11 protein-coding genes are annotated in these 12,659 nt (G+C 64.8%); 10 read left to right on the top strand and 1 reads right to left on the bottom strand.

All coding sequences use genetic code 11. The annotated features are described in order from the left end of the window. Nucleotides 1–258: 258 nt before the first annotated feature. The gene (locus tag QMZ05_RS27390; RefSeq protein WP_353703587.1) at nucleotides 259–1,380 is read left to right on the top strand and encodes a hypothetical protein; all 1,122 of its coding nucleotides are present in this window, start codon (nucleotides 259–261) and stop codon (nucleotides 1,378–1,380) included. Then, the gene (locus QMZ05_RS27385) at nucleotides 1,377–1,610 is read left to right on the top strand and encodes a hypothetical protein (RefSeq protein WP_353703586.1); all 234 of its coding nucleotides are present in this window, start codon (nucleotides 1,377–1,379) and stop codon (nucleotides 1,608–1,610) included. Before QMZ05_RS27390 ends, QMZ05_RS27385 begins: the two co-directional genes overlap by 4 nt. On the opposite strand, the gene QMZ05_RS27380 is transcribed toward QMZ05_RS27385, so the two are convergent. After that, complete coding sequence (locus QMZ05_RS27380) at nucleotides 1,607–2,110, bottom strand: VanZ family protein (protein ID WP_353703585.1); 504 nt, start codon at nucleotides 2,108–2,110, stop codon at nucleotides 1,607–1,609. The two genes, QMZ05_RS27385 and QMZ05_RS27380, sit on opposite strands and share 4 nt — an antisense overlap. A 263-nt stretch (nucleotides 2,111–2,373) precedes the next feature. Between QMZ05_RS27380 and QMZ05_RS27375 the strand changes: the two genes are divergently transcribed. From QMZ05_RS27375 to QMZ05_RS27340, 8 genes are all read left to right on the top strand, one after another. Next, entirely contained in the window at nucleotides 2,374–3,036 is a 663-nt protein-coding gene (locus QMZ05_RS27375) for a response regulator transcription factor (protein WP_016841655.1), read from the top strand. Between the two features lie 215 nt (nucleotides 3,037–3,251). Next, nucleotides 3,252–4,628 (top strand): sensor histidine kinase, encoded by a 1,377-nt coding sequence (locus QMZ05_RS27370; protein WP_353703584.1) that lies wholly within the window; start codon nucleotides 3,252–3,254, stop codon nucleotides 4,626–4,628. A gap of 359 nt (nucleotides 4,629–4,987) precedes the next feature. Continuing rightward, a complete protein-coding gene (locus tag QMZ05_RS27365) occupies nucleotides 4,988–6,382 on the top strand; it encodes a hypothetical protein (protein WP_353703583.1) in 1,395 nt (464 codons plus the stop codon). A 269-nt stretch (nucleotides 6,383–6,651) separates the two neighbouring features. Beyond that, nucleotides 6,652–7,098, top strand: coding sequence for a hypothetical protein (locus QMZ05_RS27360; protein ID WP_353703582.1), 447 nt, complete (start codon nucleotides 6,652–6,654; stop codon nucleotides 7,096–7,098). Nucleotides 7,099–8,429: 1,331 nt separating this feature from the next. Continuing rightward, entirely contained in the window at nucleotides 8,430–9,551 is a 1,122-nt protein-coding gene (ccmI, locus tag QMZ05_RS27355) for a c-type cytochrome biogenesis protein CcmI (protein ID WP_353703581.1), read from the top strand. 59 nt (nucleotides 9,552–9,610) lie between these two features. Next, entirely contained in the window at nucleotides 9,611–10,105 is a 495-nt protein-coding gene (ccmE, locus tag QMZ05_RS27350) for a cytochrome c maturation protein CcmE (RefSeq protein WP_353703580.1), read from the top strand. Beyond that, entirely contained in the window at nucleotides 10,102–12,087 is a 1,986-nt protein-coding gene (locus tag QMZ05_RS27345; protein WP_353703579.1) for a heme lyase CcmF/NrfE family subunit, read from the top strand. Before ccmE ends, QMZ05_RS27345 begins: the two co-directional genes overlap by 4 nt. Then, nucleotides 12,087–12,587 (top strand): cytochrome c-type biogenesis protein, encoded by a 501-nt coding sequence (locus QMZ05_RS27340; protein ID WP_353703578.1) that lies wholly within the window; start codon nucleotides 12,087–12,089, stop codon nucleotides 12,585–12,587. The genes QMZ05_RS27345 and QMZ05_RS27340 overlap by 1 nt, the downstream gene beginning before the upstream one ends. The last annotated feature ends 72 nt before the right edge of the window (nucleotides 12,588–12,659 follow it).

The following is a 12,659-nucleotide window of genomic DNA, read 5'->3' as shown; positions in this document are numbered from 1 at the left end:
GATCCACCCCGCAAGCAGCAGGAGGTCCGGCCAGGATCGGCGATCCCGCTTCGGCGCGAACAACCAGTCGTCCAGGATCTGCAAAGAACGGCTCAATGAACCCTGCTGCTGCTCGGATTGGTAACGTCAGACCGCGGCGTCATCCGCGGGCTTTGTCATTTGTGTTAACAGGAGAAGCCACCTACAATGTTGTAACATTATGGGCAAACCAGACTAACATTTATGACGTCGACGCCGGCCCAGAGGACGGTCAGGGACGTGAGCCCTGCGCACCCCGAGGTGGAGTTCGCGCTGGTGCTGGCGCGGACCATCGAGTCCGTGCGTTCCGACCCGCAGCAGCTGCGCAGCGCGGTCTACGAGCTGGCGCGGCAGAAGCTGCAGCAGCTCGCGCATGAGGATCCCAGCGAAAGAGCGCGTCTGATGCGGGCGCTGGAAGTGGCGATCGAGGGCGTCGAGGCGCACACCAGGGATGATCCGGTCGAGAGGTTTTCGGTGCCGCCGGCGCGGGCGCTGCCGGAATTCCTGGCGGCGGCAGGCGCCGCGCGGCGGATCGAGGCGCCACGGCGGATTGATGCCGAGGAGGCATTTGTCACCACGCTTGAACCTGTTGCGCCGGCCGGGGTGCCGCGCCATCCGCGATGGTCGTCGTCGGCACCGCTGCGTTATATTGCGATGCTGGGTTTCTTTGGACTGATCGCGGCCGTCGTCCTGCTGCAGCAGCGCGGTGTGTCGCTGGCGGCGGCGCGCGCGATGATCGCGGGCACGCTCGCGCCGGCCCCGCCTCAAACGCAGAGGCCGGCGGTCGTCGCTGCCGTGCCTGTGCCGTCCGTGCCCGCCGAGCCGCCTGCGCCGAAACGGCCGTTGCCGACCGCCTATGGCGTCTATGCCGAGAGCGGCGGCAAGCTCTACGAGCTGCAATTGATCCAGGGCCGTGCGCCGGATCCACGCATTGCGATTTCAGCCGCGATCACCAAGCCAAGCGAGACCTCGCTGCCGGACGGGCATCTGCGCTTCATCGTGTTCCGGCGCGAAGGCGCTGGCGGCGCCTCCGACCCGATCGACGTGCGCCTGATCGCGCGCGTGACGCAGCAGACGACCTTCGATGCGACCGGCAAGCCGGTGGTCTCGCCGGGCGACGACACCTGGGTGATCCGCAACATCTCGATCCCGTTCCGCGCGGCGCCGCTCAGCGAGGATCCGCAGATGTTCGAGGTCCAGCCGCGCGACGACGCGCCGTTGTCGCCGGGACGCTACGCGCTGATCCTGAAGGCGCAGGCCTATGATTTCACGGTCGAGGGCGCGGTGACCGACAAGCGGCATTGCCTGCAGCGGCTGGCGGCCGCGAATGGCGTGTTCTACTCGGAATGCGAGAGGCCGTGAGCGGCGCGCCGATTCGGTTCAGCGCCGTGCTGGCGCTGTTGCTGTCGTCGAATGCCGCCATTGCCGCACCCGATGCCGGGACGGCGAAGCGGTGCCTGCGCGCGGCCTATCTGGTCTACCCGTACAAGCGACCGGGTGCCGGGCCGATGAACGGCGACCGCCTGCACTTCTTTCAGCAATGCATGGCGCAGGAGGGCAACAAGTCGGCGGAAGCGCCGAAGCGCGATTAACTCGGCGAATGCTCCGCGCGCGACCTCAAGCGGCCGAACTGGCTGCGCAGCACCAGCAGGATGAAGTGACCCGCGCCGATGCCGGCAAAACCTCCCGCGACCTTGACGATCGCGTCGAGCAGCCGGCCGTGACGGTCCGGTGTCAGCAATTGCATCGCCTCGAGCGTGAACGCGCTGAACACGACAAAGAGCACGATCAGCGCGGTGCGCCGCGGGTAACCCAGCACAAAGGCCAGTCCCATCACGGCATAGGCGGCGAAGCGCTCGGCCTGCGGATGCAAGAACGACGGACGGTCCTGGATTGGGGACAAGGTGACGAACGCGATGAAGACCAGCGCAAGCCAGCCGGCAACCACGGCAAACGTCTTGATCTTCGAAACAAGCAAAACAGTATTCCCGATCCCGGCGCCACGCCGCGCCCACGCTGGAATTAGCGCATCGCTTGTGCCCGCGATAATTAAATGCCCGCCGAAGGTTAATCTTGCCGCCGTCTGTGACATTGCTCACGGTGCCGGCGCGTTGCGACCGCGATGAGGGGTGGGCAGACGTACATCCAATTTAGGTATTTAAATACCATGATCTCAAGGCCGGGCTCATTCCATCCGTATTGGATCGATGGAACCTGCGCCGCTTGCGCGGGTTCCCGGGATGGTGCACCTGACGAAAAAATAAGCTTTGCGTCGCGGATCCATTCATAAGCCGTTCACGGCGTGAAGCCTCATTTGATGCCGGACTATCGCAATGCTTACTCTCGGAGGCCAAAGTGCGTCTGCTCGTCGTTGAGGATGACCCGGATCTGAACCGCCAGCTCACCACCGCGCTGACGGACGCCGGCTATGTGGTCGATCGCGCGTTCGACGGCGAGGAGGGGCATTTCCTTGGCGACAGCGAGCCCTATGACGCCGTCGTGCTCGATATCGGCCTGCCGAAGATGGACGGTATCTCGGTGCTCGAGGCCTGGCGGCGCAACAAGCGGGTGATGCCGGTGCTGATTCTCACCGCGCGCGACCGCTGGAGCGACAAGGTTCAGGGCTTCGATGCCGGCGCCGACGATTATGTCGCCAAGCCGTTCCATCTGGAGGAGGTGCTGGCACGGATCCGCGCGCTGCTGCGCCGCGCGACCGGGCATGCCCAGGTCGAGCTGAACTGCGGGCCGGTGGCGCTCAATACCCGTACCAAGCGGGTCACCGTCAACGGCAACCCGATCAAGCTGACCTCGCACGAGTACAATCTGCTCGATTATCTGATGCACCATACCGGGCGTGTGGTCTCGCGCACCGAGCTGGTCGAGCATCTCTACGACCAGGACTTCGACCGCGACTCCAACACGATCGAGGTATTCGTCGGCCGCATCCGCAAGAAGCTGGAAGTCGATATCATCCAGACCGTTCGCGGCTTGGGCTACATGCTGTCGCCGCCGACCTAAAGCGATTTCGAGCACAGTGGATGTTTTGGTTCGCGTGAACAAGAAGGCGCGACCAAACAAAAGGATATGAGCATCTCCTATTCAATCGGATCATGCTCTTAAGGCGCTTGATCGCCATGCGGGCATCGGCATGATCGCGCCAGGAGGACTGGATTCGCCATGTCTGAACTCGTCAGGTCGCGGCCCGCTGACACGACGTTCGAGCTAGTCCCCTGATGGGCGGCAGCTCACTTGCGACCCGCCTGTTCGTCTCGGCGACCGCCTGGGTGGTGGTGATCCTGGCGATCACCGGCGTCATCCTGTCGTCGGTCTATCGCGACGCGACCGAGCGCGCCTTCGACCGCAGGCTCAATCTCTATTTGCGCACCCTGATCGCCGAGGTGGCGACGCCGGACGAGCCGGCCGACCGCCAGTTCCAGTCGCTCGGCGAGCCGCTGTTCGACCTGCCGCTGTCGGGCTGGTACTGGCAGATCACCCGCACCGATACCGAAAAGGGCGAGACCCGCGCCTCGCGCTCGCTGTGGGACAAGAAGCTGCCGAAGCTCGAGGAGCACGGTGCCGAGCTGACCGCCGCCGGCGTCCGGCTCGGCTATGTCGACGGGCCCGAAGGCCAGAGCCTGCGCGTGGTGGAGCGGCCGGTCGATCTCGGCGTCGACGGCAAGTTCCTGGTCAGCGTCGCCGGCGACGCCACCGAGATCTTCGATGAGACGCGCAGCTTCGACTATTACCTCGGCGGCACCTTCGCCGCCCTCGGCATCGTGCTGCTGCTGACCACGATCTTCCAGGTGCGCTACGGCCTGGCGCCGCTCAAGCGCATTTCGGACGCGATTGCCGATATCCGTTCCGGCCGCGCCGAGCGGCTGGAGGGCCGGTTCCCGGTCGAGATCGCGCCGCTGGCGCGCGAGACCAACGCGCTGATCGACGCCAACCGGGAGATTGTCGAGCGCTCGCGCACCCATGTCGGCAATCTTGCCCACGCGATCAAGACGCCGCTGTCGGTGATCGTGAACGAGGCCGCTGCGCATGGCGCAGATCTCTTTGCCAGCAAGGTGTTGGAGCAGGCCGATGTGATGCGGGATCAGGTCGCGCACCATCTCGAGCGCGCGCGGATCGCCGCCCGCGCCACCATCGTCTCTACCATCACCGACGTCGCGCCTGCCATCGAGGCGCTGCGGCGGACCATGGAGAAAATCCATCGCGACCGCGACCTCTCGATCGAGGCGAAGGCCGATCCGGCGGCGCGGTTCCGCGGTGAGCGGCAGGACCTGGAGGAGATGGTCGGCAATCTTGTCGACAATGCCTGCAAATGGGCCGCTTCGCAGGTGCTCATCGAGGTCGCCGTGGTTCGGCCGGAGGCGCCGGGCGCCGGGCCGAAGCTGCGTATCGTGGTCGACGACGACGGACGCGGCCTGTCCGAGGACGAGCGCGCCCAGGTGGCGCGGCGCGGCCAGCGGCTCGATGAATCAAAGCCCGGCTCGGGGCTCGGCCTGTCGATCGTGACCGACCTCGCCGGCCTCTATGGCGGCAAGCTCGTGCTGAGCGACGCGCCGATCGGCGGCCTGCGGGCCGAGCTCGTGCTGCCGGCGGTGTAGAAAGGGCATGAGATCAGGTTGAGTTGCAACGGCGTCGAAAGCTCACCTCTCCCTTGGGAGAGGTCGATTTGCGCAGCAAATCGGGTGAGGGGGGTACGGTCTATCGAGGGAGCAAGAGCCCTCACCCGGATTGCACTGGACGATGCTTCGCATCGCCAGGCGCAATCCGACCTCTCCCCGGCGGGGAGAGGTGAACCGAGACCGCCAAGCCGATTTAAAAAACTCATCCCGCTTAGTCTGCCCTTGGCAGACCAATTGCCGTCATTATTCCTAAACGGCTTCTTAACGCGGCCACCTCTATCATTGCGGGCGGACGGGCTGCGGCGTTTGCCGGGCACCAAGCTTTCACGACCGGGCGCATGAGCCAGAAATCGACCGAGCGGCTGAGGGATTATCTCGCGCAGCTTCCGCCGCAATCGCAGGCGCTGCTGATGCGGGAGCTGGAGCGCGCCGTCGAACGTGGCGATGATGTGGCCGTCGCCAATCTGGTGCTGGAGCAGCTGCGCAAGATCGTGCGCGGCGCCGAGGAGGACGAGCGGATCGAGCCGCGCAGCGACGATCCGGCGCGGCTGCTGTTCCGGCCGCTCGAGCCGTTCCTCGCCGAGACCAATTTCCCGACCCGACCCGGCCAGCTCAGGCGCGCCTCGCTGCTGCCGATCTGGCAGTGGCTGGCTCGCGAGGGCGCGCCCGAGGCGGCCCGCGAATTCGAGGCGGCGCTGGCGGCGGCCACCGAGAACGGTCCGATGGAGATCGCCGCGCGCAAGTTCCAGCTGGCGGCGGCGGATGCCATCCTCAAAATTGCGGCACCCACGCAGGACGACCGCCAGCGCGCGCTGTCGCGTGTCGGTCCGCCGAGCGTGGTCGAGGACCTGCTGCCGATCGGCCTGGTGCTGCAGGCCCGCGAAGCGCTGGAAACCCTGGGCAGCCGGCTGCCGAGCCAGATCCGGGTGTTTGCCGATTCCCAGATCGCCTCTGCAACCGACGCGCTGAAGCTGCCGTCGCTGCAGACGCCGCAGCTGCTGCCGTTCGCGCTGTCATTGATCGCGCAGCGGCTCGCCGCGCCGTGGCAGATCGTCCGGCTCGCCATCAAGATGGCGGCCTCCGACGACGAACTGCGGGTTGCGGCGACGCCCTACGGCATCGCCGTCACCATTGCGCTGCATGATTTGTCGTTCGTCGCGGCCTGTCTGCGCACCGACATCAAGCGCGGGCATTTCGATTATGTCGGCGAGCAGCTCAAGACCCTGCATGACGGCGTCCGCGGCCTGCGCACCGAGCTCGACCTGCGCAACGATTCCACCTGGGGCCGCCAGCTGACGTCGGTTCGTGCCGATACCTCCAACGCGCTGCAATCGGAGATCGACAGCGTGCCGGGCCGGGTCCGCCGCATCCTGCGCCAGCGCGCCGACAAGGACATTACCGCAGGCGCCAAGATCGATCAGTCCGAGGTCGAGGACGCCGCCGCCCTGATCGATTTCGTCGCGGTGTGCCGCACCTATGCCAGCGAGCTCGCCATCAACGAGGTGACGCTGCGGACCTTCTCCGACCTGCAACATTATGTCGAGCAGTCGACCGAGGGGCTGGTGCAGTCGCTGCGCGGCGGCGACGCCCGGGTCCGCGCCTTCCGCCAGCAGCAGGTCAAGGCCGCGATCCGCTTCTGCGAAGTGCTGTTCGGCCACGACTACGCCTCGCTGATGAACCGGGCCGCGGAGAACGCCGTGACCGGCGAGCGCAAGTCGTCCCGCGCGGGGTAGGGAAGCCGCGCACATTAGCGGGCAAGAACGAACAACTAGGACGTCGGGCTGAACACTACTTCTGATAAAGCGAAATATTGTGCGCGAGCTGACTAACAGGTTTTGCTGAGTTGGTCGTCGGGTAGATGCCGAGGAAGATATCGTGAACTTTGCTCAGAAGAATGTCTCAATTTGCTTGAAGTTGGCGCGACACGTCCGATCTGCGCCTCTTGCGCATCGCTATTCACGGGAGCTGGAGCAACCGCTGTGACACCATCAAAGGTGCCTTGATGGAAGTTCGTTTGCGTCTTGATTCGATATCTGCAGGTTTAGCGGATTCCTTCCGAAAGGCTGACGATGAGCAACGGCGACATGCGGTCTTGGCATCATGCCTCTTTGCTGTTGCGCGATCGGGCTTGCAGGGTAATGAAATAGACGCGGCCGTTTACCTACTTCGGCACGGCGGCGGCGATCAACTCGCTGTGCGGCGCACCCTCGATCTTCTGATCGAGCAGCTCGATGCGCAATACTTTGAACTCAGCAAAGATGCTGACCGGACAACATCAAGGGCTTTACTCGTGTTCCGGAAGGCGAGAGCTGCGGCAGCATTGGCGTTCGCTCTATCTCCTGATCCAGGACAGCTTCACGAAGCAATATACGAGGCGATCGTTGCGTCGGACGATCAAGCGGAAGCAGTGCGAGCCGCGGATGCAGCGTTGAGGAGTCGCAGGCACTGATATTTGTTCGGCAACCGATGTAAGCGGCTCAAAATCGATGCGCAGCCCGTAGGATGGGTGGAGCGCAGCGATACCCATCAATGCCCGCGGAGACACGATGGGTATCGCGTCGCTCCACCCATCCTACATTCACTGCGCCCCCTGAGTGAGACGCGATAATTTCGGTGACAGTGGCCACCGGAATCCCGCAATTCGAACGCTCGTCTTCGCATTTTCACGCTTGGTCCAGTTCACTGCGTGTGGTGCGAGCCGTCGTTGTCATCGCGCGCTGGCGACATATGGATCGCCTTTCATGCCCTGCACTGTCGGGACCGTCGTGTATTCCTTTGTGCGTGGATTTTGGACGATCGTAGTTCCGGGCACGACCATCTCCAGCCACAGATTATCGCCTGCTACCCACTTTTCGAGCCAGGAATGAAGGCTCTGCCCCGTATTGAAGAGTCCAAACTCGCTGAAACTGACAACACTGCCCGTCGCAGCGTCAACGCAAGACCAGACTCCATCTCCCCAATCACAAAGCGGTACGAGCGTCACGTTGGTATCTGGCCAAAATGCCTCCCTCAGCTCGCACAGCGAACGTCCGTCTACGTCCAGCGATCCATCGGCAGTCCCAATCAAACCATCTCCGGGCCCAAAGCCGCCATTTCCTACAGTCTTCAACAAGCGGCAGTGGAAGGGATAAAGAGAAAAGCCGAGCCTTCTTTCAGTAGCTTCGTCGACTGAGATGTCGCTGGAGGACCGACTTCTCTGGCTCTTATTTTTGAGTAATCAGTCCGCGTCTCCGGATTGCGAGCTCGCTTGGAAACGGCCGAAATCAGTTGTTCTTCAGTCATGTTGTGACTCAGGGTCCGAAAGTAAATGTACGTGCTCCAGCGAGGCTAGCGCCGAGATTGTAAGGTGCGACGGCACACTGCGGACAGACTATGTTTGTGCTAACTCCAACTGTGGGCGTAAGACCCAGCTGGCTTGCTCCCGAAATAGCTGCCATCTCCGCATGGCGCCCGGCCGAGCCGACAAGAGAAGGCGGGGACGATAAGCACTTTCGCGATTTCGGAATAATGGAAGTGTGGCGCTGATTTGCCCGACGTGTCAAGTCGCCATTCGGTGCTGCCGGCCGCCGGCACCTTTGCATGGGGTTGTTTTTCGATATTTTGGTAGCGCGCCTCCGCCCCGAAAACGCTGTTGCAATACCGCCGGAACGGCCACCGGGAGCCGCCTGTTCCCGCCTTCCGCCGATCCAGCAATTGTCAATTGCCGGGCTCGCCGCCGGTAGTGTAAAGCGATTCTAAGGCGGCTTGCCGGAAGCCGCCGTTCCATCCGGGAACCGCTTGATGACGCTGTGGTTTGTGTTCGCGCTGATGACGGTCGCGGCGATCTTTGCCGTGCTGTGGCCGCTCAGCCGCCGCGGACGGGTGGACACCGGTGGCAGTGAGGTCGTGGTCTACCGCGACCAGCTGGCGGAAATCGACCGCGACATGGCCGCTGGCATCATCGGCGCCGCCGAGGCCGATGCGGCGCGGATCGAGATCAGCCGCCGGCTATTGGCCGCTGCCGACCAGAGCAGACATGACGCCCCGGTGACGGGCAGTCTCAGTCTGCGGCGCACTGCCGCGATCGTGGCCCTGGTCGGGTTGCCGGTGATTGCCTCAAGCTTCTATTTCGCGCTCGGCTCGCCGCGGCTTGGCGACTTTCCGCTCGCCGAGCGCAGCCGGGTGGCCGATGCCAACCAGCCGCTCGCTAATCTGGTCGCGCAGGTCGAGGCCCATCTGGAGAAGAACCCGACCGACGGCCGCGGCTGGACGGTGCTGGCGCCGGTGCTGTCGCGCCTCGGCCGCTATGATGACGCCGTCCGCGCCTATCGCAATGCCATCACCTATGCCGGCGACAGTGCCGATCGCCGCGCCGATCTCGGCGAAGCGTTGATGGGGAGCGCCGGCGGCGTCGTCACCGCGGACGCCAAGGCTGAGTTCGAGCGCTCCGTCGCGCTGAATGGCGACGACGCCAAGGCCAATTATTTCCTCGGTCTTGCCGCCGAGCAGGACGGCCGCAAGTCCGACGCCGCGGCGCTCTGGCAGAAGATGCTGGCGAAGGGGCCATCCGATGCGCCGTGGCGGCCGCTGGTGCAGGCCGCGCTGGTGCGGGTCGGCGGCACCGTACCCGGCGGCGTGAGCGCGCCGGCGCTGCCGGATGGCGCGGTGGCTGCGGCCCAGGACATGAGCGAGGCCGATCGCGGTACCATGATCAAAGGCATGGTCGATCGGCTGGCGACGCGGCTGAAGACCAACGGCGACGATGTCGAGGGCTGGCTGCGGCTGGTCCGCGCCTACCTCGTGATGGGCGAGCGCGACAAGGCGATGAGCGCGCGCGCGGATGCCCGGCAGGCTGTCGCCAACGATGCGGACCGGTTGCGTCAGCTCAATGAAGGGCTGAAGAATCTCGGGCTTGATGGATAAAGCATGACGCCGAAAAGTGAACAGCGGTTGTCGGCTGACGTCATGCGCAAGGATGGAACATGACCAGGAAGCAACGGCGTTTGACACTGATCGGCTGCGCGCTCGTCGTGCTGGCGATCGCCGCGGGCCTGGTGCTGAATGCGCTGCGCGATTCCATCGTGTTCTTCTCGACGCCGTCGATGGTCGCCGAAAAGCATCTCGGCCCCGGCAAGCGCTTTCGCCTCGGCGGCCTCGTGGAGCAGGGCTCGCTGAAGCGCGGCGACAACCTCGCCGTGACCTTCACCGTCGGCGACGGCGGCGCCACGCTGCCGGTCGCTTACAAGGGCATCCTGCCGGATCTGTTCCGCGAGGGGCAGGGCGTGGTTGCCGAAGGTGCGCTCGATGCGTCAGGTGTGTTCCGCGCCGACACCGTGCTCGCTAAGCATGACGAGACCTACATGCCGAAGGATGTCGCCGATGCCCTGAAGAAGCAGGGCCACTGGAAGGACGATTACGCCAAACCAGGCAACATGCCGAGCGCCTCCGCGGCGCCGACCCAGGGAGCGATGCGGTGATCGCCGAAAGCGGACATTATGCCCTGGTGCTCGCGCTTGGGCTCGCGCTGATCCAGTCCATCGTGCCGATCGTCGGCGCGCGCTGGCGCGATGCGGCGCTGATGAACGTCGCGCGCTCGACCGCGCTCGCCCAGTTGCTGTTCGTGGCGGCGTCGTTCGCGGCGCTGGTGACGCTGCACGTCACCTCGGATTTCTCGGTCGCCAATGTCTATGAGAATTCGCATTCGCTGAAGCCGCTGCTCTACAAGATCACCGGCGTGTGGGGAAACCATGAAGGATCGATGCTGCTGTGGGTGTCGATCCTGGCGCTGTTCGGCGGCCTCGTCGCGGCGTTCGGCAACAATCTGCCGCTGTCGCTGCGCGCGCATGTGCTGGCGGTGCAGGCCTGGGTCGCCAGCGCGTTCTACCTGTTCATCTTGATTACCTCGAATCCGTTCCTGCGCATCGCCAATCCGCCGCTCGAGGGACGCGACCTCAATCCGGTGCTGCAGGACATTGGCCTCGCGGTGCATCCGCCGATGCTTTATCTCGGCTATGTCGGGTTCTCGATCTCGTTCTCGTTCGCGGTGGCGGCGCTGCTGGAGGGGCGGATCGACGCCGCCTGGGCGCGCTGGGTGCGGCCGTGGACCCTGATGGCGTGGATATTCCTGACGCTCGGCATCGCGATGGGCTCCTACTGGGCTTATTACGAGCTCGGCTGGGGCGGCTGGTGGTTCTGGGACCCGGTCGAGAACGCCTCGCTGATGCCCTGGCTTGCCGGCACCGCGCTGCTGCATTCGGCGCTGGTGATGGAGAAGCGCAACGCGCTGAAGGTCTGGACCGTGCTGCTCTCGATCCTGACCTTCTCGCTGTCGCTGCTCGGCACCTTCCTGGTGCGCTCCGGCGTGCTGACCTCGGTTCACGCCTTCGCGACCGATCCGACCCGCGGTGTGTTCATCCTGCTGATCCTGTTCGTGTTCATCGGCGGCAGCCTGTCGCTCTATGCCTGGCGCGCGCCGGCGCTGAAGCAGGGCGGGCTGTTCGCGCCGATCTCGCGCGAAGGCGCGCTGGTGCTCAACAATCTGCTGCTCACCACCGCCTGCGCGACGGTGTTCATCGGCACGCTGTATCCGCTGGCGCTCGAGGTTCTGACCGGCGAAAAGATCTCGGTCGGCGCACCATTCTTCAATTTCACCTTCGCGCCGCTGTTCGTGCCGCTGCTGCTCGCGGTGCCGTTCGGGCCGCTGCTGGCCTGGAAGCGCGGCGACATGCTCGGCGCGGCGCAACGGCTGATGGTCGCCGGTATCGTTGCGCTGGTGGCAATGGCCCTGGTGTTGGCATGGACCTATGGCGGCGCGACCTTGGCGCCGCTCGCGATCGGGCTAGCGGCCTTCGTCATCATGGGCGCGCTGTGCGACCTCGCCGAACGGATCGCGCTGTTCCGGATTCCGCTGTCGCTCTCGCTGCGCCGCGCACGCGGTCTGCCGCGCGCGACCTGGGGGACTGCGTTTGCGCATGCCGGCCTCGGCATAGCCCTGATCGGGATCGTCTGCGAGACCACCTGGAACACGGAATATATCGGCTCCATGAAGCCGGACGATGTCGCCCGGGTCGCCGGCTACCAGTTGCGGCTCGACGGACTGAATCCGCGGCAGGGGCCGAACTTCCGCGAGATGGTCGCGCAATTCACCGTGACGCGTGACGGGCAGACAGTCAGCGTGATGACGCCGTCGAAGCGCAACTTCACCACCCGCGGCGCCTCGACGACCGAGGCCGCGCTGCTGACGCGCGGCGCAAGCCAGCTCTACATATCGCTCGGCGACACCTCCGCCGACGGATCGATCGCGGTGCGCATTTATCACAAGCCGCTGGTGCTGATGATCTGGTGGGGACCGGTGCTGATGGCGTTCGGCGGCCTGCTGTCGCTATCCGACCGCCGTTTGCGGGTCGGCGCGCCGAAGCCGGCCAAAGCAGCCGCGCGCGCATTGCAGGCGGCCGAGTGATGCGGTCGCGCGCGCTCGCAGCCGCTCTTCTTACGGCGATCCTGATGCTCGGTGCGATGCCTGCGCGGGCGGTGCTGCCCGACGAGATCATGGCAGACCCGGCCAAGGAGGCGAGGGCGCGCGAGCTCTCCAAAGAGCTGCGCTGCATGGTGTGCCAGAACCAGTCGATCGACGATTCGGAGGCGCCGCTGGCCCGCGACCTCCGCCTCCTGGTGCGCGAACGCATCTCGGCCGGCGACAGCGATCGCCAGGTGATCGATTTCCTGGTGGCCCGCTACGGCGAATTCGTCCTGCTGAAGCCGCGTCTCAACGAGCATACGCTGGTGCTGTGGCTGACGCCGCCGCTTCTGCTGGGCGGTTTTGCGCTCTGGCGCCTCGGCCGGCGCAAGGGCAATTCGACTGCCGCCGGGGTCGATTCCGGCCCCGGACTGACGTCCGACGAGCGGGCCCGCCTCGAACGGCTGCTGGCGGCCGAATCCGCGCCGGACAAGCCGCTTTAGTTCCTTTCTAAGCCCTTAATTCGGCTGCGCTATTCTGCCGCAGCGCTGATCTGCTCGATTACAAAAGTTTAA

Origin of the sequence: Bradyrhizobium sp. INPA03-11B, assembly GCF_040446015.1 — a bacterium.
In the GTDB taxonomy this organism is placed as follows: Bacteria; Pseudomonadota; Alphaproteobacteria; order Rhizobiales; family Xanthobacteraceae; genus Bradyrhizobium; species Bradyrhizobium macuxiense_A.
Note: the sequence above shows the minus strand (reverse complement) of the source record. Positions and strands in the feature narration are given on the sequence as shown.